Source organism: Shewanella sp. 10N.286.51.B8 (assembly GCF_041469325.1).
In the GTDB taxonomy this organism is placed as follows: Bacteria; Pseudomonadota; Gammaproteobacteria; order Enterobacterales; family Shewanellaceae; genus Shewanella.
Window position 1 is genome coordinate 34,511 of sequence record NZ_JBFRKG010000025.1, and the last position, 22,850, is coordinate 57,360.

Annotated in this window: 17 protein-coding genes; 13 read left to right on the top strand and 4 right to left on the bottom strand. The window is 36.8% G+C overall.

What is annotated here, in order from left to right; translation table 11 throughout:
* Positions 1–81 precede the first annotated feature (81 nt).
* Entirely contained in the window at positions 82–741 is a 660-nt protein-coding gene (locus tag AB4160_RS09985) for a nitroreductase family protein (protein WP_102439106.1), read from the top strand.
* 713 nt (positions 742–1,454) lie between these two features.
* On the opposite strand, the gene AB4160_RS09990 is transcribed toward AB4160_RS09985, so the two are convergent.
* On the bottom strand, positions 1,455–2,633 hold the full coding sequence (locus AB4160_RS09990; protein WP_102439104.1) for a patatin-like phospholipase family protein: 1,179 nt from the start codon (positions 2,631–2,633) through the stop codon (positions 1,455–1,457).
* Between the two features lie 469 nt (positions 2,634–3,102).
* Between AB4160_RS09990 and AB4160_RS09995 the strand changes: the two genes are divergently transcribed.
* Complete coding sequence (locus AB4160_RS09995) at positions 3,103–5,196, top strand: carboxylesterase family protein (RefSeq protein ID WP_372004459.1); 2,094 nt, start codon at positions 3,103–3,105, stop codon at positions 5,194–5,196.
* A gap of 86 nt (positions 5,197–5,282) precedes the next feature.
* Complete coding sequence (locus AB4160_RS10000; RefSeq protein WP_372004462.1) at positions 5,283–6,752, top strand: phospholipase D family protein; 1,470 nt, start codon at positions 5,283–5,285, stop codon at positions 6,750–6,752.
* Positions 6,753–7,141: 389 nt separating this feature from the next.
* Here AB4160_RS10000 and AB4160_RS10005 read toward each other — a convergent pair whose 3' ends face one another.
* Genes AB4160_RS10005 through AB4160_RS10015 form a run of 3 tightly spaced genes read right to left on the bottom strand, consistent with a single transcriptional unit; the run spans position 7,142 to position 10,392 of the window.
* Complete coding sequence (locus tag AB4160_RS10005; RefSeq protein ID WP_372004464.1) at positions 7,142–7,591, bottom strand: hypothetical protein; 450 nt, start codon at positions 7,589–7,591, stop codon at positions 7,142–7,144.
* Complete coding sequence (locus AB4160_RS10010; RefSeq protein ID WP_372004467.1) at positions 7,592–9,679, bottom strand: LapD/MoxY N-terminal periplasmic domain-containing protein; 2,088 nt, start codon at positions 9,677–9,679, stop codon at positions 7,592–7,594.
* Between the two features lie 29 nt (positions 9,680–9,708).
* Complete coding sequence (locus AB4160_RS10015; protein WP_241901123.1) at positions 9,709–10,392, bottom strand: transglutaminase-like cysteine peptidase; 684 nt, start codon at positions 10,390–10,392, stop codon at positions 9,709–9,711.
* Between the two features lie 968 nt (positions 10,393–11,360).
* Between AB4160_RS10015 and AB4160_RS10020 the strand changes: the two genes are divergently transcribed.
* The 10 genes from AB4160_RS10020 to AB4160_RS10065 all read left to right on the top strand — a co-directional run bounded on the left by AB4160_RS10020 (position 11,361) and on the right by AB4160_RS10065 (position 22,848).
* Positions 11,361–12,530, top strand: coding sequence for a nucleotide sugar dehydrogenase (locus tag AB4160_RS10020; RefSeq protein ID WP_102439094.1), 1,170 nt, complete (start codon positions 11,361–11,363; stop codon positions 12,528–12,530).
* A gap of 76 nt (positions 12,531–12,606) precedes the next feature.
* Entirely contained in the window at positions 12,607–13,941 is a 1,335-nt protein-coding gene (locus AB4160_RS10025; RefSeq protein WP_372004470.1) for a lipopolysaccharide biosynthesis protein, read from the top strand.
* Positions 13,942–14,078: 137 nt separating this feature from the next.
* Positions 14,079–15,086, top strand: a complete 1,008-nt coding sequence (locus AB4160_RS10030; RefSeq protein WP_372004473.1) for a glycosyltransferase family 2 protein — start codon at positions 14,079–14,081, stop codon at positions 15,084–15,086.
* 89 nt (positions 15,087–15,175) lie between these two features.
* The gene (locus tag AB4160_RS10035) at positions 15,176–16,117 is read left to right on the top strand and encodes an acyltransferase family protein (RefSeq protein ID WP_371999506.1); all 942 of its coding nucleotides are present in this window, start codon (positions 15,176–15,178) and stop codon (positions 16,115–16,117) included.
* A gap of 1 nt (position 16,118) precedes the next feature.
* On the top strand, positions 16,119–17,108 hold the full coding sequence (locus AB4160_RS10040; RefSeq protein WP_303410619.1) for a glycosyltransferase family 2 protein: 990 nt from the start codon (positions 16,119–16,121) through the stop codon (positions 17,106–17,108).
* A gap of 12 nt (positions 17,109–17,120) precedes the next feature.
* Positions 17,121–18,341 carry an EpsG family protein gene (locus AB4160_RS10045; RefSeq protein ID WP_102439084.1) on the top strand — a complete coding sequence of 407 codons (1,221 nt, stop codon included), beginning with the start codon at positions 17,121–17,123 and terminating at the stop codon, positions 18,339–18,341.
* Positions 18,338–19,126 carry a glycosyltransferase family A protein gene (locus AB4160_RS10050; RefSeq protein ID WP_102439082.1) on the top strand — a complete coding sequence of 263 codons (789 nt, stop codon included), beginning with the start codon at positions 18,338–18,340 and terminating at the stop codon, positions 19,124–19,126. Before AB4160_RS10045 ends, AB4160_RS10050 begins: the two co-directional genes overlap by 4 nt.
* Before the next feature lie 5 nt (positions 19,127–19,131).
* The gene (locus AB4160_RS10055) at positions 19,132–19,869 is read left to right on the top strand and encodes a WecB/TagA/CpsF family glycosyltransferase (protein ID WP_102439080.1); all 738 of its coding nucleotides are present in this window, start codon (positions 19,132–19,134) and stop codon (positions 19,867–19,869) included.
* Positions 19,870–19,967: 98 nt separating this feature from the next.
* Positions 19,968–21,401, top strand: coding sequence for a mannose-1-phosphate guanylyltransferase/mannose-6-phosphate isomerase (locus AB4160_RS10060; protein WP_371999503.1), 1,434 nt, complete (start codon positions 19,968–19,970; stop codon positions 21,399–21,401).
* Positions 21,394–22,848, top strand: coding sequence for a phosphomannomutase (locus AB4160_RS10065; RefSeq protein ID WP_303410614.1), 1,455 nt, complete (start codon positions 21,394–21,396; stop codon positions 22,846–22,848). Before AB4160_RS10060 ends, AB4160_RS10065 begins: the two co-directional genes overlap by 8 nt.
* The last annotated feature ends 2 nt before the right edge of the window (positions 22,849–22,850 follow it).

Consider the following 22,850-nt stretch of genomic DNA (forward strand, 5'->3'; position numbering starts at 1 on the left):
GATTGGTGTCTAGCACTCTTTTTTTCTCAATGGAAAAGCCTAAAATGCACCGCATCGGCATCACCTATGAGGAAAATCATTATGTCACACCCAATTATTGCAGATTTGAATAAACGTTATACTGTGAAAAAGTATGATTCAAGTAAGCGTATTTCAGCAGCGGATATGGACGTAGTGAAACAAGCGATTCGTTTAACTGCTTCTTCTATTAACTCACAGCCGTGGAAATTTATCGTATTAGAAACTGATGTGGCAAAACAACGTTTTCATGAAACGTTTGCCAATATGCACCAGTTTAATCAGCCTCATGCTACTGAAGCCTCCCATGTGATTTTATTTGCCCATAACCCTAAGTTCACTAAAGATGACTACAGAAAAGTTGTTGATGTTGAAGTGTCGTCAGGTCATTTACCGGCAGACATGTATGACAACATGCTAAATGGTGCTTTTGGTTTTGCAGAGCAAAATACTGATGACAGTGGTTTTAATGGCCATTGGACTAAAGCGCAAACCTATATTGCTATTGGTAATACCTTGCATACGCTAGCTCGTTTAGGGATTGCTTCTACATCGATGGAAGGCGTTGACCCAAGCTTAATTGGTGAGATTTTTAAAGAAGAGTTAGATGGTTACGTTTGTGAGTTTGCGCTAGCAATGGGTTATCACAAAGAGGGCGAAGATTATAACTTTGGCCTACCTAAATCGCGTTTACCTGAACAAGATGTCATCACTGTTTTATAAACTATATTTGGTCGTTTAAATTATAGCTTGTAACACCTTTCTAATTGATTATTCTGTCCCTGTTATTAAAGCCCATCATGTACTCATGATGGGCTTTTTTGTGTTGAGTATTTTTAAAAGATTAAATCAGCAGCTTAGTCTCCATTTTAAACAGTCACTATTTCACAGGAAGGTGGAAAATTTTAGGTTCGGCTTTAATAAGCCCTAAATGACTGATAATGCTGCAATGTAACCCGTCACATTAACGTTGAGCATGAGTTAAACCTTTATAGGGACTGACTTTAACTGGAATACTGATGAAATTGAGTAGCCTCTGCAAGGTGCTATTCATACGTGTCATGCCATGAACCGCTGGCGCTGAAACGATATTATGAAGAATGGAATGTATTTGATGGGAGGCATGAATATTGATGGATGAATGCAGCTGCTTTGGTTGATAGTAGTATCATTAAGGCATTGCGCAATCGCTAACAACAGACAGTATTAAGAAGAGGAGTTACTTAGCTGCAGCTTATTGATAAAGCCGCCATTATGTTCAGTGTTTCAAGTCGTTCTCAACATGGTAAGTTATTCCAAAAAGTGTAGAGTCATAACTAAAGCGACTAAAAATGCTGATAAAATGGTAAAAAGGTGGGATTAATAATGACGTATTAGCTTGATTTTACTCTCCCAGTAATGACTTGGGAGAGTCGTGAAAGTAAACTATAACTTCTTTAATAAGGAACTTGGTTTTGCCATAAATTGTTGTTTACCGCCTTGTCATAGCCGTTTTGGTATAAGGCTTCCATGTACTGCTGATCAAACATTTTCTTGGTGGCAGGTTCTGCATCAAACTTGTCGTCAATATAAGTGAATGACAAATCGTAGTTATTTACTTCGCTGTAATACAGCATTCGATATAAATCACCTCTAGCTTGTTGAATCGTCATACTTTTCAAACTGCGATTCAGTAGTTCAAGGCCTTTATCATGTAGGGAAATATAAGGTGATTTTAATACCCCGTTACGGATAACGTGAATATTAGTTGGTTGCTGATAACCTAAAGCCTGATTGACTAACCCATAATCGAAATTACCTGGGTCGACAAACATTTGTGAGTTCATGCCGCCATCAACATGTAGTTCTTCTAGAGGCTTTCCATCTATCTCAACATTGATGAATTGTGGTGGAAACACCCCTGGAATTGACGAGCTTGCGGCTAAAATTTGATGAACTAAGTCATATTTATTTGGTAAGTTACTGGCAGCAATTTGGCCAATATTCCAGATCATCAGCTCGCCAGAATCAAACTGCGTAGTGCCAATAAATAGTCGACGCCCTTTTTGGTGTTCAGTCGCTATTTTATCAATCATTGTAGCAGGGTAAAACTGCTCCACTAGCTCATATAGACTACTGCCATCAGTAAAGGCATCTTTAAAAAGAGCATTTAAAAAATTGCGCTTACCTAATATAGCCTTATCGTTAAGGCCTAGCATGACTTGCTTTAATCGATGAATTTCATCACCACCAATAAATGCAAATGGTGCAATCAAAGAGCCTGCACTGATCCCTGTGACAATGGTGTATTGCGGTAGTTGATTACTATCATAAAGGCCGTTTATTACTCCGGTGCCATAAGCACCCTTAGCACCACCACCCGATAACACTAATATATTTAGCTTTTCTGACGCACTTGCTAATGGTGTGGTGTTGGTGGTTGCATCATATAAAAACGCAGGTTGTTCATCAGCCCAAAATCGATAAGGTTCAGCTATTTCGGTTTGATCCGCCGCCACGAGAGCATCTTTGTAATTGTTAGCATCAACCCGTTGTTCAAGTTGATGATTTGAGCTACAGGCCGTTATGAACAAGGCAAAAAATATTAACTTAATAAGGTTCTTCGGGGTGTTCATTAGTGTCTCCATTTAGCCGTTTAGCGGCTAAAAATCTAAAGATATTTTAAATCAAATTAGCAATATTATAGAAGCGAAAGCGGTTTCTATGATCTGCTGATAATTAATATTAGAAGGTTAATGGACATTGTGTAATCTGTTAAATCGCGTTTGAAGGATTTAACCCTCACAAAACGGCTAACGTGAATTGCTATCGTCAATTGGGGGTAGATGGGCGATTTATCGATTTTAAACCGTGTAAATCTCACGCTTTTACTACTCTATAGCGGTTAATTTTATTACTTCAATGTTAATGATGATGGTTCGATCCTTCATAAGCGATTACAAGGTAAGGGTTAAATTAATTACTATAAATTTAATTATTCAGGCTCATACAGCAAAGATGCAAACTTTAACCTAATATTAGGCTTGAGCTACTTTGATGATTCACTAGCCAAACCCTAGCAATCAGAGATACATGGAGTTAATTATGACCGTGTTTTACCGTTCTACCCTTGCAGTGCTTATTTCATTAACATTAGTGGCCTGTGGCAGTGATGACAGCCCTAGTGTTACAGATCCAGAACCTGAAGTACCCGTTGTCGAGCCACTGCCACCACAGCAGATTGATCGGATCATTGGTGATAGCACCGTAATGGGGCTTAGAGAGTCAGTGGTGATTAATGATGTAGAGGGTACGGCAACGCGAGTTGAGTTAGAGGCGTTTAAAGGCATTACTTATGCGACTTCTGCGCGCTTTGAGCACAGTGTGGTCACAGAATTAACAGATGTGGTCGATGCAACGGTTTTTGGTGATGCTTGCCCGCAGCTTGAATTAACGGTTCAAGAGCAATCGGAAGATTGTTTAAACCTTAATATTTGGCGCCCAGAAGATACGGTCGAGTCCGCTGAATTACCGGTTTATGTGTTTATTCATGGTGGTGACTTTGAATTTGGTTCAGGCTCAGACCCGCTAGTACAAGGCGATAATGTTGTCGCTCAGGGGGCATTAGATGATAAACCATTTATTGCGGTCACTCTAAATTATCGTTTAGGTATTTTAGGTAGCTACTGGCTTGATGGTAGTAAGAACGACAAAGGCGGTAATTTTGCTTTAGGTGACCAAAAACGCGCGCTTGAATGGGTGCACAACAATATTAGCGCCTTTGGCGGTGACCCAGAAAAAGTCACCCTTGTTGGTCAAGGTGCGGGTGCGATGTCGGTGGGTATTTTGCAACAAACTGAAACTAAGGAAGTTATCACTGGTACCTACTTCCAACGTGCCATTATGCAATCAAACCCTTATGGATTTGATTACAAATCTTATAACCAAGCAAAAACTTATCAAGGTAAGTTACAAGCTTATGGTGATGAATTATTTGGCACTACCGCAGCGGTTTCGCTTAATGACTTAACCCTTGAACAAATTATGCAAGTGCAAGAAAAAGCACTTAACCCATTAGCGAAAGTTGGCGCTTGGTCAGGGCTTGACTGTATTGACCTTGATAATTTATTTGGCAGTGGCTTGTGTATCGGGTCAAAGTTAGACGCAGAAATTACGCCATTTGCTAATTTGAAACCTTTTGCTCCTTATATGGACTATCGTCCAAAGGGCAGTTTTTTAGAGCCTGAAGTGAAGGGTTATCATTTAGAAGCACAGCCGGCACTCACTGAGCTAAATGTACCGACGGTTTTAGGTTTTAACACCAATGATTCTAGAATTGTGTCATATGTGCCAAGCTTAACTTCACTGATCCCAACTATCATTGAGTTAATCAACGAGCAAAATAATGCGCCAGAAGACCCAGATGCCGCCGCGGCAGATATTGAGGCTTGGTTAGCATCGCAAGATAACTTGGAATTAGTACAGCAACAGTTAATGGGTTTAACGGCTGACGAAATTGAAGCACAACTTGAGTTAGGTGATATTTTACCGAGTACCGCTTATGACGCAATTACCCGCTTTTTCTTTGGTTTAGGTAATGGTGAGTTAATTGATAGCGTGTTTGCATTAACTGACTTTTATCCGAATGAAGAAGATGAATTAACTGGTGCTACGGGTAATATGGCGCAATTTAATTTGTTAACCAATGACATGTTATTTAGTGGGCCTGCACGTGTTAAAGCCAAGCAAACAAGCGACACTGCCGAGCAGGCGGTAACGTTATACAATTTTGATTATCAACCAAGCTTTAATGTGTGGACCACCAGTAATGATGCAACCAGCATTGATCTTGGTGCATTGATTAAATCAATTAGTTGTATAGGTAAAATGTGCGTGGGTGCAGAGTTACCGTTCGTATTTAATAAGCCTTACACTGTAACAGGTAATAAGATTAACCCAAGTGCATCTGATGTTGCGTTAATGGATAAACTATCGCGTTTATGGTTTAGCGATGCCTTGTTTGACAACTATCAGTTCACTACCGCGGATGACACTGTGTTAGTGATTGGTGCTGACACCAGCATTCAAGTTGAAGAGAATTGGGATAAAAGAAAGCAAGCTGGTCTTGACCCAGAGTTACGCGAAGGTCGCTTAACGGGTCTTGAGGATTTAGGCTTAATTTTAGGCTACTTTAATTAATGACTAAATAAGCTTTATCTTTATCGCTTTGATTGGCGGCTAGCATTTGCTAGCCGTAATTTTTTAACCATAATGACGGTATATCAATGAACATGCATTCTATTTCTAAGTGCCTAACTGTACTTAGCTTTATTATTGTTACCATAGTGGTGACTGGCTGCGCAACGTCTTACCCAGAGGTTGAGGACGGTTTTCAAGCGGATTGGGACTCGAAAAAATACCATGCTGATTTGTACTTAATCCCTACTGCACCAGAAGCCTTAGCGAGGCGTATTGAGCTAGTGCGTCAAGCCAAAAGCTTTATTGATATGACTTACTTCTCATGGAATAAAGATACCTCGGGATTAATGCTTTTTGCCGAAATTAAGCAAGCTGCCGATCGCGGTGTAAAAGTCAGAGTAACCCTTGATGACTTGTTGGTGTTTAATGAAAAGTGGCTTGCAGAGCTCGCCCACCATCAAAATATCGATATTCGTATTTTTAACCCTTTCGACTCTCGAAAAATGGGTTGGATTGGCCGTGCGATGGACTTTCAAATTCATCAGCAACAGCTGGATAATCGCCTGCATGAAAAGTACTTTAACGTTGATGGTCACAATATGATTTTAGGTGGCAGAAACATTGGCGATGACTACTTTGGCTATAGCACTGAGGCAAACTTTTTTGATTTAGATGTCATTTTTAAAGGTGACGTCATTAAGGCTTTTGAAGCGAATTTTGATGGGCTGTGGGGCACTGATTATTTGATCCCAATCGAAATGCTTGTAGAAGTGAAGCAGGTGGGAGTATTTACCGAGTTTGAAAAAACTTATCGGCAACAAACTGAAAACCGCCAACAAGTGGTGAATGCGATTAATCAGCAAGTGCAGAGCTTAACAGAAGTGGGTTATACCGCAGCTGTTGTGAAACCTGTCTTTGATTCGCTTGAAAAGATGAAAGACAGTAAGCCATATTTTAGAAGTCGAGTTGAAAATCTAATGACTGATCCGGTGAATGATGCCAAGAAAGCCGTAATTTCAACGCCTTACTTAATTCCAACCGATAATAAATTTACCATTATTGAAAAGCTTAGTGCCAATAATGCACAGATCACTTTAATCACAAATTCATCGGCATCAAATGATTCGGGGTTTGTGCCGGCATACTTTGAAAAGCATCGCCCACTGTTATTAGATATGGGGGCGGATTTATATGAATATAAAGATCATGCTAAAAATAGTGATCATTTTTACCATAGTGATACTTATTACCATAATAAGACCTTTATCTTTGATGACTTATATTCCTACATTGGATCATCGAACTTTGATCCACGTTCAGATTTTTTAAATATTGAGTTTGGGGTGTTAATCAAGAGCCCAGAATTCGCCTTGACGTTAGAGCATTACTTACTGGCCAATAAAGAATTGCTTTATTGGCATGTAACTCAACAAGAAGACGGCAGTATTAACTGGCAATCAGGTGATGAAAACTATGACGCTTCGCCTCATTATGGTGGTTGGCATGCTTTACCGGATTGGCTGATAAGGAAAATGAATGGCGAGTCAGAGCTTTAATTAAAGCCATATTTAGTGGCTAGTACGCTTTCTTTACGTAAGTCATTTAACGCCACAATATAAGAGCATGTTAGCTAAGAGTTTGTTAGGTAATAGATTGCTGACTAAGAGATTATTTGCTAACAGATTATTTGCTAACAGATTATTAGCTGAGAGGATTAGTTGAGAGTTTGTTAGCTGAAAGGATTAGCTAGAAATAAACAATAATCCATTGTTTTTATATACGTCCAACCCCTTGCATGATAATGAGTTTGTAGGGTTTCATTGCAGTTTAAGCAACAAATACTCGTTAATGAGCTAAATTTAATCGCGGTTATTTTTAACTAATAATAGCTATAAAAAAGCACCCAAGTTCTTTATAAAAGGCAAGGGTGCTTGATAAACACTAATTAGTTGCTGGAAGCCGTTACTCCACCACCACCAGAGCCACCACCGAAACCCTGAGCACCAGGCGCTGGAGCTGCTCCAAATGTGCCACCACTGGCAGTGAGTGTCTCCTCAAAGACCTCTGCAACAATTGAAGGGTCTATACCATTTGCAATAGCGATAGCCAATGCATCATCAGCGTTCATTCCTGCAGTTTGTGCAGCACTAAGCACTTCTAATATAGTTGCGGTTTTGCCAAAAGTCGCCTGTAAAGCAAAAGCGAGGATATTGGTTTGTTCTGAAGGTGATGATTTCATTTGAGTGAGCGTGTAATCAGCTAAACTTGTCCCTGAATTCGCAGCTGTCTGAACGCCATTGGTAAAATCTGTTTGAGATACAGCATATGCTCCTGCTGACCACGCCGTTGAAGATATTGCAGCAATCAAAATGAGCGTTAATTTGTTAGGGTACATTTATTCTGCCTCATGGTTTGATGGGGGACAAAAGTCACTGAGTTGTAAAGTACAGCTCCATGAACTATCTAATGTCACTGGTATAAGAGTAGTCAAATTTTGAACAGCATACAAACAGTTGCCTTGAAGACCATCCACATGGATATTGGAAAAAATGCCTATCATGGCTGGTGTTTCCAATTGCGCAGCGATGACTTTTAATCCAATACCATGGCATATTTGGGTAACTGTCTGGACAAAAAAGCGTGTGTCAGCTTGATCTATATCATGTACAAAACAAGGATCAATCTTTGTAAAATCAACATTTAAGTTACGTATATAGTGAAATGAATTTAAATTGGCACCAAAATTCTCTATGGTGATACCAATATTTAATGCTTTAGCTGTGTTAATAAATGCGCTTGTAGAGTCTAACGAAAGAATTACACTCGACTCATTAATTTCATACAAAAGTGGTGGAAGATTTTTTTGTGATTTTTGATATAAATTGAATAGCCAATGGGTAAATATCGGGTTTTGTAATGCACTATTACTAATGTTAATAGCGATTCGCGTTTTTTTTATGTGTCTTAATTTGTAAAAAATGAAGCAAGTTACTGCCTGTTCAAGTTCGAGTAATATGCCTAATTTATCAGCCATTGCGTACACTTCAATTGTGGGAAGAGTTTCATCCTCGAGTTTAAAGCGAACAAAGGACTCCACGTAGATAATTGATTGATTATTACCAATGACAGGTTGAAGCATTAAATCAAAAATTTTATCTAAAGGGATGCACTTAAGCGCTAAATCCTCCGTTTTGCAGTGGTTAAGTTCGTTGATAAAATATTCGGTAAATTGCGTTAAAATGTGAGTCCATTCTTCACGAGAGTGATTGTTTTTAGGCTGAAGAGTGCTTAATTTTGTGGTTTTATCTAAATATGAATTTGCAATTAATTGCGTGTCTAACCGTTTGAGAGTATCGACAATCATTTCATGGGGCTCAATGCATGTAACTGCATACTTGGCAAAACCATACTCAAACTCTTCATTATCTTCAGTCGCTAAAATATCAGTTAAGTTCTTATCGACCAATTTTATAGCATCTTCTGTCATTGGTGATATCAAAGCAAATTCAGAACCTGAAATTCTATAAAGTTGTGCATCATGCATTGATTTAAGGTGTTTGCATATGACATCAGCTCCCAATTGAATATAGGCATCACCATGAGCATAGCCTTGCTTATCATTAACACTTTTTAGTGATGACATTGATATTAAAGCTAAGTAAGACCGATTACCATGCTGTTCAAATTGAGACTGAATAGATTCGAATTTTTTTAATAATGAACGTCTATTGGGTAGTTCGGTTAGGGGGTCAATATAGGCTTGCTTAGCTAAGCTTTCGGCAAGAGTAGTCTGTTCATTAAAAGCCCGTTGAATATTTTCAACCATCCGGTTAACAACATTTACGACAACTTTAAGCTCTGTAGTGAAAGGGGTAATTGAGTTAGTTGTGAAGTGTTTTTTTGCCGCAAAATTGGCTTGTTGCTCTATGGCTTTTAGTGGTGTTAAAACTGCTTTTAAAATGAAATACGCAATTAGTAGGGCAATTAACAGTTGGACTAGTGTCGTGCTAAGTGAAGTTAATGCGTATTGCCATAAACTATTATAGGAAGTACCGACGTGTGATTGTACCTCTAAGGTTCCAGCTACACGCCAACCATCGTTAACTTCGCTGCTCATTGTCGGTGGATTTAACGGAAAAAGTGCAATAAACCAAGATGGAACTGATAAGGATACTGAAGGGTTCGTGCGCTGAAATTGTACTGCGTGGTCATTATCTGAAAATTGTATTACTTGGTAATAGCCCGAGTCAAAAATAGCATTAGTCATTGTTTCAGCAACAACAAGCCCTTTTTCATGCATGTAAGGTGAAATTGAAAGCCCTAAACTATGCGCAGCTCCCTGAGCATGAGAAGCAAGTTGATTGTTTAGGTAACCTTTCATACTGGAGATATTGTTATACAAACCAAAACCAAAATTGAGAATAGACAAGCAACTGATAAGTAGAAATAACTGTAATTTTAACGACATTCCATTCTTAACCATTTATTCGCTCCAAAACCATATGACCATAATTACTCACCATTTTCTATTCTAGTTATTAAATCGGTCCAATTTGCTGTACGGCTACTAGTTGGCCTGGTAGAACCTAACCCTTGGGCTTTTGTTAACCATAAACCTTGACTGTTAAATGAGTAAATTGGTTTTAAATCAGTCCGTTGATTTGATTTTTTAATGCTTGTTGTCAAATTATCTAATACTAAGGGCATGGCCTTAGGGTTATCAAAATAAATAAGTACCATGTGTGGTTGGTCAATTAATAACGCTCTAACATACATTAAGCGCATTTTTTCTTCGCTGACTCCCATTGCTTTTAAAGTAAAGTACTTAAAAATTGCAAAGTCTTCGCAATCGCCACCTTTAGTGCCCAATGACTCTATCGGTGTCCCCCAGTAATCATTTTTATTCCAATGTTCGATATCGCTGACAAAATTAATATGTCGATTGGCAAATTGATTAACCAAGTGCAAGCGTTCACTGTCAGAAAACTCAGCTCCCTTTTCAATAATTGATTGCCACTTATGAAAGTCATCGATTCTGTTAAGTCCATATTTTAGTTCAATTTGAGTAAAAAACGCGCCAGAAAAAATATTGTGGTTCATTGTTGAAAAGCAAACAGCAGAAAACACTATTGGTATTAACAGCCAATAGCGTTGCCAATTCAAATCAACACGCAATGAATTAATTTTCTCACCCAACCTATCCATAGAGATGCTAAAACTGTAGCAAAAATGTGCAATAAGGGATCTGTAAATTTCATCATAGCGAAGTTGGCCTTAATGATCGTCAATATAATGACGTATTTAATTAGGTGCCTCATGCAGTGTGCTAAGTTTAAGCTCCGAGATTTCTAGGGACTAAACTATTGCAAAATTGTTACATTGTTTGTTGGTACTTACTAACTTGCTTTGTTTTTGGCACGGATCTTGATTGAATTATGTACAGCTATTTAGGGCGATTTAATGGCCTTATTTTATAATTATTACTTAACACGCTTAATTTTGATTTTTAGTTATTGTATTTAATCGTTTTTTGTTGTTGCTAGCTTTAGTTCCCCTAAGTGGTTGGTGTTTATTAAAGTTAACATTGCACCAAAATACAGCAGCCTCAGGCATAGATGGATGCGTTCTAAGCTCTGAGGATCCACCAAGTGCAAGGGTGACCTATACTAAAGTACTATTCTTGGTTCGCAGTAATAGTACTTAGTTTGATACCGAGGTGAGTAATTAGGCTACTTTAGGTTGATTTTTGAATTGAGGTTATAGGGTTTCAAAAAACTGACAGGGGTTTCATGTATGCTTCAATGTAACATCATTGTTAAGTGGGCTTGATGAAGCCGATTAACTTAGATGGCGTAGACTTTAATGAAGATCAATTTTGATTTTCATACTTTGTACCGAGATTCATGTGAGTGTCTATACTTTCATTTGTTGCTAAGTTTTCTGGTTGGATTTGAAAGTTGAAGCGGCCTAACAACCAATCAAATTTGTAAATTATTAGCTAAATTATTCATAACTTTTATAGCAATCTGGAAGCTAAAATTCAGTGCGGTAGCGTGGCTAAAGCCATCTAGAGATATGTGGAATTATAATTTTTTGCTCTTGAATTTACCGATAAAATTTACCACAAAACATTAACTTATATGTTAAAAGGGGTGTTGTTTTAAATGAAAATAGCAATTGCTGGTACAGGTTATGTTGGCTTATCGAACGCTATGTTACTTGCTCAACACAATGAGGTTGTTGCTGTAGATATTATTGAGTCCAAAATTAACCTCCTCAATGACAAGGTGTCGCCAATTACCGATACTGAAATTGAAGATTTTCTTGCAAATAAATCGTTAAACTTTACAGCGACCTTAGATAAAGTCAGCGCCTACCAAGGTGCTGATTTTGTGATTATAGCCACTCCTACGGATTATGATCCTCAAACAAATTATTTTAATACTTCTTCTGTAGAAATGGTTATTGAACAAGTGACTTCGATTAACCCTAGCGCTGTGATGATCTTAAAATCTACTGTGCCAGTTGGATATACCGAACGGATAAAGGCAAAGTTAAATTGCGATAACATTATTTTCTCACCGGAATTTTTACGTGAGGGAAAAGCACTGTACGACAATCTATATCCTTCAAGAATAATTGTGGGAGAGAAGAGTAAACGCGCTGAAATATTTGCTGAGTTAATGGTTCAAGGGGCATTAAAGCAAGATATCAAAGTCTTGTTTACCGAGTCGACAGAGGCTGAGGCGGTCAAACTATTCTCAAATACGTATTTAGCCTTAAGAGTGGCTTATTTTAATGAGTTAGACACCTATGCAGAATCCCTTGACCTAGATACCAAGCAGATAATCGATGGAGTAGGTTTAGACCCTCGTATTGGCAATCATTATAATAACCCCTCTTTTGGTTATGGCGGCTACTGTTTACCAAAAGATACTAAACAACTGCGAGCTAACTATGCTGATGTGCCAAATAATCTGATAACAGCAATTGTTGACTCTAATACCACTCGAAAAGACTTTATTGCTAATTCTATTCTAAAGCGAAACCCTAACACTGTAGGTATTTATCGATTAATCATGAAGTCAGGATCAGATAACTTCAGGGCCTCAAGTATTCAAGGCGTGATGAAGCGCCTTAAAAGTAAAGGCATAGAAGTGATTATTTATGAACCTGTTATGGAGCAAGATACGTTTTTTAACTCACCAGTGTACCGAGATTTAGCAGCATTTAAAGCTAGTGCGGATGTGATTGTATCTAATCGAATTACAGCCGATTTAAATGATGTATTAGAAAAAGTCTATACCCGAGATTTGTTTGGCAATGACTATTAGTCGCTTTGGAACTTTGTGAATATTTGAAACGAAAGAGCAACTAACCTCGGTACTGTTAAAGGACTAAAAGTGATTCATGCCTGAAATTTCAAATGGGAAAAAATTAGCTAGTTCAATGCTCTATAGCGTAACAGGTCGATACTTAGTGTATTTAGTGCAGTTACTATCAATGATGATACTAGCGCGAATATTTACACCTGAAACTTTTGGTATATTTGCTGTTATTCAAGTATTTGCTGTTTTTTTTGCCCTATTAAGCGAGATGGGTTTTGGGCCTGCTTTAATTAATGAATCCAAAATATCAACGCAGATGCGCGATGGTATTTACAGTTTTACTTGGGTTTTGGGTGCTGTGGTTTCTGTAATTTTCTTTATCATATCTCCACTTATTGCTTGGTTTTATGGTGATGACATATATCAATATTTAGTTATTCCGGTTGGCATTAGTATTGTGTTTAACACCTCGGTTATAGTGCCGATGTCTGCACTAAACCGAGAGAAAAAATTTATTACCATAGCGCGATGTGAAGCAATAGCAGAGATCATTTCCGTTGTGTTTTTACTGCTCACTTTAGACTATTTTGAACCTATATGGGCGCTAGCGATAAAGCCTTTGGTCGTCTCAATTTTTCGATATATTTTGATACTGTTTGCCGCTAAGAATACAGAAGAAGGTATTCCGCACTTTGGCCGAGAATTAGGCCATGTTAAAAAAATATTGGCTTTTTCAAAGGATCAAGCCGGCTTTAATTTTTTAAACTACTTTTCAAAAAATTTAGATAATATCTTAGTGGGTAAGTACTTAGGTGCAACAAGCCTAGGGATATACGATAAAGCCTATCGATTGATGAGATACCCACTGTTAATATTAACATTTGCAATGGCGCCGGCAATACAACCTGTTATGAAGGAGCTTAGAGAAAACCCTCCTGAATTTGAACGGTTACATATAAAGTTTACTAAATATATGTCATTGCTTGGTGCTTTAGTCGGAATATTAATATGTATCTTTGCCGATGAAATCGTGTTCATTTTACTTGGTGATAAATGGGGGGATGTATCTATATTGCTTAGAATTCTTTCTATTTCAATTCCAACTCAAGTGGTGATTAGTTCAAGTGGTGGTTTTTACCAAGCTGCGGGTAGAGCAGATTTATTATTGAAATGCGGCTTTTACCATGCCATCACCAGCGTAAGTGCCATTGTTATCGGGGTATATTTAGGTGGTTTAGAAACGCTTTGTTGGTTAATAGTTATCAGTTTTACAATTAATTTTATTCAATGCTACCTGCTAATGAGTAAACATATTTTTCCTTCAGGCCTGTCAAGTGTATTTGGTACGATATCCTACGGGGTTATCAGCAGTGTAATTATTTTAGCTGCAAATTTTGTATTAGCGACTAATTTTTGATTATTAATATTTGGTGTCAGTCAGTGATTTATTTTAATTTTTCTCCGTTTTACTTTACATGTTCAATATGCATTTTATTTGAATGGGTTCTTAATGGTTTATTTAGCACTATTAAAGATAGGTAAAGGGCTTAGCAAATGAGTTATAAATATACAGTCATTATCCCTCACTATAACAATATCAATGGTTTGAATAAATTGTTATCAACAATACCTTCCAAAAACTATGTGGAAGTTATAATTGTAGATGATAATAGTCATTCGAAAGTGACTGACTATATAGATGAGTTTATGGTTAAGCATTATGAAAACTTGACTGTGCTGACTAATGAATCAGGTTATAAAGGTGCTGGCGCGGCAAGAAATATTGGGATAAAGCATGCTAAAGGAGAATTTATCATATTTGCTGATTCCGATGATTATTTTGTAGATAATGCTTTTGATACTATCTGTTCTGGTCTTAAAAAAGATTGTGACATTTGCTACTTTAAACCAACCAGTTTTTGTTTGGTTGAAAAAGAAAAGTCAGACAGGCATGTTCGATATGCTAAATTGATTGATAACTATTTACAGTCTGAATGTGAAGATATCCGCTATAAATTTTATGTCCCCTGGAGCAAGGTGTTTAGACGTAAATTCTTAGTTGAGAAAAATGTTCGCTTTGATGAGGTTTTAGCATCTAATGATGTGATGTTCTCTTTAGTGTCAGGGAGTAAAGCGAATAAAATTAGTGTGTTGGATGAAGTTTTTTATTGTGTGACCAGAGGTGTTGGTACCTTAACTGTTAACCGTTCAAAAGAGGTTGTTTCTTCTAGAGTTGAGGTGGCTTTGAGAGAGTCATCCTACATAATAAATGAAAAAATAAATACCGTAAATCATTCAGTTATCTCAGTATTTAAATTGGCAGGAGATAAAATAGATCCCCCTTTGGCTTTGTCGACCTTGTTTGCGTTTTCGAAAGGTCATTTACCTTTTTTTCCCCAGTCATATAAGAATTATATTAAGAATCCAAGATTGATTTTAAACAGGATTTTATCTAAACCCGTTGTAGATTCTTCAAAGAGTAGCAAGTATAAAAAATATTCATTTTATTGCTCATTGTCTATTTTGTTTTTATATGAATGTGAAATGATAATTTTTAGTTGATAGCATTATTTTAATGAACAATATTTATCTTTTAAATGGATTTATAGGAAATTTGTTTTCGTAAGATGCTTTAACATAAGGATTTAATTATGCTGGCTAGTCGAAAGCTTGAAATTGACACGTTACGGGGGTTGGCATGTATATTGTTAGTTAGTTATCACGTAATTGGATCTTCATCTACGCAAGGAATGAGAATAGACTCAGGCGTATTACGTGATATTAATGATGTGTTTATTTATATTCGTATGCCGCTTTTCTCATTTTTATCAGGACTCATATATGGTATGAGACCCTTAAAAAGCAATTTTATTCCTTTTTTAAAAAAGAAAACGGCAAGATTGCTATACCCTATGCTAACGGTTGGAACTTTGTTTGCTTTGTTACAGTTTTATGTGCCAGGGACTAATCGAGAAACGATAAACTTTTGGCTTATGCATATTATTCCTGTCGGCCATTATTGGTTTTTAGAGGCGATTTTTTTAGTTTTTTGTTTAGTTACTTTGTTTGAGTTTTTTAATCTGCTCAATAGTTATCTAACGTCTGTTTTTATTTTGGTTCTTTCTATCGTTATTTACCTTTTAGGCGTTGATGTTAACTATTTATCTTTAGATGGTTTTTTTTACTTATTACCATTCTTTTTATTTGGCATGATGAACTCAAGGTTCCCCTCTGCTGTGCAAAAAATGTTAACTGTTAGTTTAGCGATACTGGTGTCTTACGGGTTATCGTTATACTTTGACTTCGATGACAGAGCATTAAGAATTGGCATTGGATTTAGCTTTTGTTTTACTCTGTTTTTATTGAAAATAAAGATGAAATGGCTTTCGTACATTGGAGTTTATTCTTTTTCTATTTATTTGTTCCATGTGTTCTTTACGGCATCAAGCCGGATTTTTTTAAATTATTTTGATGTATTAAATACGAGTTTAGTTTTTATGGTTGGGCTTACAGCAGGCATCGCAGGCTCTATTGTTATTGATAAACTATTAAGTAGTAATAGTTGGATGACTCATTACGTGTTAGGTAGGTAGTATGTTGGATAAAGACAATGATGTTAACAAGTTGACCGTGGTGATCCCTACTTATGGCAGAGCTGAAAAGATTTTAAAATCAATACATTCTTGTCAGCATCCAGATATATCAATTGTGGTGATAGATGATAATGGACTAGATACACCTAACCAGGTTTCAACTAAAGCACTAATAGATAACGTAGCCCCTGAGTTTAATGGCCGCTTATTATATTATGCTTTAAATGATAATTCAGGCGCTTGTATAGCACGTAATAAAGGGGTTGAATTAACCAAAACCTCAATCGTCACTTTTTTAGATGATGACGATATGCTGCTTGTTGAAGCAACCTTAGCTAAACTTCAATTTTTTAATGAGCACAGCGAGTACGATATTTGTTGCAGTGATATGTACTCTAAGTTTAATGGGAAAAAATATCAGTTAGATTTCTGCCACTTCAAGGGAACCACTCCGATTGAATTACTCGAAGATGGTAACTGTTATACTCCTATGGTTATGGGCAGAAAAAAAGCATTGATGCAAATTGGTGGCTTTGATAATTGTAAAAAATACCAAGACCATGTGCTAATCCTTAAAATACATTTAAGCAAGCTAAGTGTGCTGTTTTTTAAGCAGCCAACATTTATCCATGTGGATCATGATGAGTATCGAATTTCAAATACACCGTGTTCTTATCAGACGGTTAAGCTTAGATTTGAATATGAAGAAAAGTTACTCAACAGTCTTAATTTAGACGATGCTGAGTATCAGAGATTGAAAGCGATTATATTATATAGGAAAAAATATCTTTGTTTTTATTATATAGTGATGCCAAGACTCAACTCCTTTAAAAAAAGGTTTATTGGTACCAAAAGATTTTTGTATTCGATAGAGCAAGATGGTAATGCTATTTTTATTAATGGTAAATCATTTTTTTATGCACTGAAAACCGTAACAGGCTTACCTTTCTTGATAAAAAGAATGGCTTATAAAATAAAACATAGTAATTAACAAGGAGTACTTGTGGATAGTCACTTATCATATAGCGATGATGATAGTATTCTAAATGTTAAGTTTTCATTTGTTTTTGCTGTTTTAATATTGTTTTCTATATTTACTCCTTTTTTATCATTTCTTTGTTGTGCTTTTTTGATTGTTTATACTCACAACTATAAATTGGTAAAGCTACTACCTATATCGCTTGTGTTTTTCTTTATTTTAATCAATTTTAATCGGGAGTTTTTCGTAAAGGGTAACGACCTAGAATGGTATTATACTTACTTTACTAATTTTTCAGATTATGAATTAGGTTTTTTTAATGCTTTTGAAGATGATCTGGCTAGCGTGTCATTGAAAGCAAGTGAGCCCCTGTATCATTTCTTTGTTTATATCTCGAGTAAAGCGACCAATGGATATTATCCAGCTTATATTCTCTGGGTACACTGTGTGATTTATCTGATTCCAACCTTTGTGATTATCGAGATCTGTAAGCGCGAAAAAGTAAATGTCTTGATATGTTGCTCTTTGGTTTTGTTTCAAATGTTGGTGTTTTATGATTTTGGTAATGCATATAATTTAATCAGACAACAGGTGGCCAGTTCGTTTCTGGTGCTGACTTTTTATTTTATGTATATAAAAAAGCCATGGTTTTGTTTGTTTTTCTCTATTGTTTCAGTGTTTACTCATAATTCAACGGTTTTGATGGCCGCACTAATATTATTGTTTTGTTTGTACAATATTAACTACATATCATACAAGCTATTACTAACGGCAACGGTGTTGTTATCTATTTTTTATGTTGCTGTATACTTTAACCTTAGTGGTCACTATGAAGATCTCGAAGATAAATCAAGAGGTCTAGTTGTTAAACTGATTGATTTTAGTATTTTTATTTTTAGTGGGATAATTGTATTTTTTTATGACTCAAAATATAGGAATGTTTACCGTTTTTTAGTGGTGTTATTCATTGCTCTGATGTTTTGTCATATTAGTTCTTTTTTACCTCTAAGATTTTTAACCTTTTATGATTCTTTTAAGTGGCTTAACTATTTTATCATCTTTAATTATTTCAGCACTAAGCTCTCATATTACAAAAATGCTAATTTAAGTATTTTTACTTCTTGTTTGATCTTAGGCTTTACCTATTTCAACCTGAAGCTTACTTATACAGCATATATATATAATGGTAGTTTTCTAGATTTTGTTATTGATTCACCCATTTATTATTTAGGTATTGATTTATGAAAGTGTTACTTATAACTACTTGCGTTTATAATGAAACTAACTACTCAGACTTTAAACGCCTAGTTAATAGCTTGCACTCGCAAAGTAGTGAGGCCGTCTTCTTTCATGCTGTTTTATTTCAAAACTACACTCAGACTGAAATGATTCAACCCGCTAATAATGATAATTATTGTGCCGAACACTTTTACATTAAAGATATCATTTCACTATCTAAAGCAAGAAATTTTATTATCGAGAGAGTTTTCGATCTTCTTAGTGATTATGATTACATTTCCTTTCCCGATGATGATTGCTGGTATCCTACGAGTTTTTGGCTCAATTTTGAAGGGTTAGTAAGTACCAATGATTGCGACCTTTTTTATACCAAGTTTTGTTCCAGCCCGATAGATGCTGTTGGTGGTATTGAAAAGCATTCTGCTTATAAATTGGTTCAAAACGCGTCTTCAAACACCACTATTTATAAAAGTCAGATTGTCGCTGAATTGAGATGTTTTAATGAGAGTTTCGGTGTTGGCAGTGAAAATAATGGTGGTGAAGATACTGATTTTGCCATTAGAGCAATGTTGTTATCTAAATATATATGGTTTAGCAACTCAAACCTAATTGGCCATCGCGATCCCATTGCTGAGTTCAGATATCGATACTTCAAAGGCTCTTTCGGCGTGTTAAAGAATCATTGCTTTAGCTCACTTGCATTGATGCTGATTACAGCAAGAAAAACCTGTGTAGGGTTAGTCTTTCTTTTTTCTAACAAAATTAAAGTTACTGACTTTTTCATAAGGTGAATAAAATGGATTTTACAAAAAAGAATAATTTTTTGGGTGTGAATTTTAATGACTTTACAGCCGATAATCTGGTTCATCATATTGTTAATTATAATGGTGAATATTCAATGCTAGTTACGCCTAATGTAGACCATGTCATCAGGTACAACTCTGATTCAAGCTTTAAAACTATATATGATAAAGCTGATATTACTGTCAATGATAGCCGAATTTTAAATCTCTTATCTAAGCTGGCTAGGGTTGATATCGGAGATGTTATTCCAGGTAGTGATTTAACCAAACGAATCATAGAGACTTTGCCAGAAAAAGATTTTGATATAACAGTTATTGGTTGCTCAGATGAAACTATATCCTTTGTAAAAGCTAAATATAAGTTACGCTCAGTTAATCATTATAATCCTCCGATGGGGTTTATTGATGATGATATTGAAGTAGGTAAGTGTGTTGATTTTGTATTAGCCAATCCTGCTAAATTAATATTTCTTTGCGTGGGCTCACCAAGACAGGAAATTCTATGCCAAAAACTTAAACAGGCAGGTGCTTCAGGTCTGGCTTTGTGTGTTGGTGCTTCCTTTTTATTTTTAAGTGGTGAGGAAAAAAGAGCGCCTGTGATATTTCAAAAACTATCACTAGAATGGTTTTTTAGATTAATGCAATCACCAAGAAGGTTATTTGGTCGGTATGTTATTAATGGCGTTAAAATTTTTCCGATATTCATAAAGTACATTCATCAAAAGCATTAATTAATCCTTATTAAAGTGATTGGTAACGCTCATCGCTCCTTTTTTAACGTTAAATTCCCTATTGGTCACTGTAAAAATAATTTTTATCGAGGTTGAATATGATTTTACCCGTAATTATGGCAGGTGGTTCAGGCTCTCGTTTGTGGCCATTGTCTCGCCAGCAATTTCCTAAGCAGTTTCTTACTTTGTTAGATAATCATTCAATGTTGCAAACAACAGCGAACCGACTAGATGGAATTATTCATTCAGCGCCCTTAGTTATTTGTAATGAAGAACATCGTTTTTCTGTTGCTGAGCAGTTTCGTTTAGGCAATATAGATAACAGCGGAATTATATTAGAACCCGAAGGGCGAAATACCGCCCCCGCAATTGCACTTGCTGCTATGTATGCGGTTCGCAATGGGCAAGACCCTTTATTATTAGTGCTAGCCGCAGATCATGTCATTAAGAATGAGACCGCATTTTGTGAGGCTGTCACCAAAGCGGTAACCCTAGCAGAACATAACCAATTAGTGACGTTTGGCATTGTGCCGACAGCGCCAGAAACAGGTTACGGCTATATTCAACGGGGTGAGTTACTCGCTGAAGAGCTTGGGTTTGAGGTTTCTCAGTTTGTTGAGAAGCCGAATTTAGCAACTGCGAAAGATTATATTGCCACTGGGCATTATTATTGGAATAGCGGCATGTTTTTGTTTAAAGCCAGTGTTTATTTACAAGAACTTAAATTATATAGCCCTGATATTTTTGCCGCTTGTGAAGCCGCAATGGTCAACACTACTCATGATGTAGACTTTATTCGTGTCGATGAAGCGGCTTTTATTACAAGTCCCGAAGACTCAATTGATTATGCTGTTATGGAAAAGACCAAGCATGCAGTGGTTGTGCCTATGGATTGCGGTTGGAGCGATGTCGGCAGCTGGTCTGCATTATGGGAGATTGAAGATAAAGATCCCCATGGAAACGTCTTTAAAGGCGATGTTATTGGTATAGATACCAACAATAGTTATGTTAATGCCACTGAAAAACTGGTGGCAACTATCGGCTTAGATGATGTGGTTATTGTTGAAACTAAGGATGCGATTTTAGTTTCAAAACAAGCTGATGTTCAACAAGTTAAACATATTGTAGAACAACTGAAAACTCATGAACGCAGCGAGTGGCAACACCACCGCGAAGTTTATCGCCCTTGGGGGAAATATGACTCCATCGATCATGGCGGACGTTTTCAAGTCAAGCGAATTACTGTCAAGCCTGGGGCAAAGTTATCAGTGCAAATGCACTATCACCGAGCAGAGCATTGGATTGTGGTATCGGGAACTGCGAAAGTAACCAATGGCGATCAAGACATTTTATTAACTGAGAATCAATCTACTTATATCCCTGTTGGTGTTATCCATGCCTTAGAAAACCCAGGTAAAGTGCCTCTAGAATTAATTGAAGTGCAATCGGGATCCTATCTCAGCGAGGACGATATTGTACGCTTTGAAGACAGATATGGCCGTGTAGCAACAAAAGGCGTATCAAATGCTTAATTCAAAACAAGTGATAGCTTCAAGTCATATCGGTTTTGGAACCAGCGGTGCCAGAGGTTTGGTATGTGATTTCACTGTTGATGTCTGCGCAGCTTTCACAGTGTCTTTTTTAAACACCATGCAAGACTCTTTTAATGTTCACACAATCGCAATAGCGATAGATAATCGTCCAAGCAGTTTTACGATGGCACAAGCCTGTGCTGCAGCTCTAGAGCTGTGTGATGTAAAGGTTGTTTATTATGGTGTTATCCCAACGCCAGCATTAGCCTGTATTTCGATGAGCCAAGAGGTTCCTTGTATCATGGTGACAGGAAGCCACATTCCCTTTGACCGAAATGGATTAAAGTTTTATCGGCCTGATGGTGAGATTACTAAAGCCGATGAAATAGCGATTTTAAATAGTGAATATTATTATCCTTGCGTAGAGCAACTACCCTTGCTTACCGTGGATAATGCTGCTGAAAATCATTACATAGATCGTTATGTGAGTTTATTTGATTCGCCATGGTTAACTGGTAAGCGCATTGGCATTTATCAACATTCAAGTGCTGGGCGCGATTTATATCCACTCATTTTTGAAAAGCTGGGTGCCGAGGTTATATCCATTGGTCGCAGTGATACCTTTGTGCCTATTGATACTGAAGCAGTTAGTGAAGCAGATTGTCAAAAAGCGATCGAGTGGACGCACGAGTATCAGCTTGATGCGTTATTTTCCACTGATGGTGATGGTGACAGACCATTGCTCGCTGATGAGCAAGGTAACTGGCTGCGTGGTGACATTCTGGGGTTACTTTCCGCCAAGGCGTTAGATATCGATGGATTAGTTGTACCCGTTAGCTGTAATACCGCCATAGAACTAAGCCACTATTTTGATCTAGTCGTAAGAACTAAAATTGGCTCCCCCCATGTGATAGCCGCGTTTTCTGAGGTAGAAAGGCAAAGTAGTCGTATTGCTGGATTTGAAGCTAATGGGGGCTTCTTGCTGGAGTCTACTATCGAGGTTAATGGACATAGTTTGACTGCACTACCTACTCGCGATGCTGTATTGCCTGTTTTGATGGTACTTCATAGTGCTTTGAGTAAGACTGATTCTAACTCTATTGCAGGATTAGTAGCACAATTACCCCAACGCTTTACCCATAGCGACCGTTTGACAGATTTTAATACTGAACGCAGTAAACAAATTATTAAATTAGGTTTACAGCAGCCAGAGTATTTACTTGAGCAATTAAACCTATCTAAAAATAAATTATTAGAAGTTAATTCTACAGATGGACTACGCTTAAGTTTTACTAATGGCAATATTGTTCATTTACGACCATCGGGTAATGCTCCGGAATTTAGATGTTACGCCGAAAGTGATTCTATATCCAAAGCTAAACAATTAGTTGAACATACTTTGTATCAGTTATTGAACATCAATTTAAATGCATCGTTAGTTAATTAGGT

What these genes read in the sequence shown, in the direction of transcription:
- AB4160_RS10050 (WP_102439082.1), top strand. Translation starts at nt 18,338, where the DNA reads ATGAAAGTGTTACTTATAACTACTTGCGTTTATAATGAAACTAACTAC.
- AB4160_RS10005 (WP_372004464.1), bottom strand. Translation starts at nt 7,591, where the DNA reads ATGTACCCTAACAAATTAACGCTCATTTTGATTGCTGCAATATCTTCA.
- AB4160_RS10025 (WP_372004470.1), top strand. Translation starts at nt 12,607, where the DNA reads ATGCCTGAAATTTCAAATGGGAAAAAATTAGCTAGTTCAATGCTCTAT.
- AB4160_RS10055 (WP_102439080.1), top strand. Translation starts at nt 19,132, where the DNA reads ATGGATTTTACAAAAAAGAATAATTTTTTGGGTGTGAATTTTAATGAC.
- AB4160_RS10010 (WP_372004467.1), bottom strand. Translation starts at nt 9,679, where the DNA reads ATGGTTAAGAATGGAATGTCGTTAAAATTACAGTTATTTCTACTTATC.
- AB4160_RS09990 (WP_102439104.1), bottom strand. Translation starts at nt 2,633, where the DNA reads ATGAACACCCCGAAGAACCTTATTAAGTTAATATTTTTTGCCTTGTTC.
- AB4160_RS09985 (WP_102439106.1), top strand. Translation starts at nt 82, where the DNA reads ATGTCACACCCAATTATTGCAGATTTGAATAAACGTTATACTGTGAAA.
- AB4160_RS10065 (WP_303410614.1), top strand. Translation starts at nt 21,394, where the DNA reads ATGCTTAATTCAAAACAAGTGATAGCTTCAAGTCATATCGGTTTTGGA.
- AB4160_RS10020 (WP_102439094.1), top strand. Translation starts at nt 11,361, where the DNA reads ATGAAAATAGCAATTGCTGGTACAGGTTATGTTGGCTTATCGAACGCT.
- AB4160_RS10000 (WP_372004462.1), top strand. Translation starts at nt 5,283, where the DNA reads ATGAACATGCATTCTATTTCTAAGTGCCTAACTGTACTTAGCTTTATT.
- AB4160_RS10030 (WP_372004473.1), top strand. Translation starts at nt 14,079, where the DNA reads ATGAGTTATAAATATACAGTCATTATCCCTCACTATAACAATATCAAT.
- AB4160_RS09995 (WP_372004459.1), top strand. Translation starts at nt 3,103, where the DNA reads ATGACCGTGTTTTACCGTTCTACCCTTGCAGTGCTTATTTCATTAACA.
- AB4160_RS10060 (WP_371999503.1), top strand. Translation starts at nt 19,968, where the DNA reads ATGATTTTACCCGTAATTATGGCAGGTGGTTCAGGCTCTCGTTTGTGG.
- AB4160_RS10040 (WP_303410619.1), top strand. Translation starts at nt 16,119, where the DNA reads ATGTTGGATAAAGACAATGATGTTAACAAGTTGACCGTGGTGATCCCT.
- AB4160_RS10035 (WP_371999506.1), top strand. Translation starts at nt 15,176, where the DNA reads ATGCTGGCTAGTCGAAAGCTTGAAATTGACACGTTACGGGGGTTGGCA.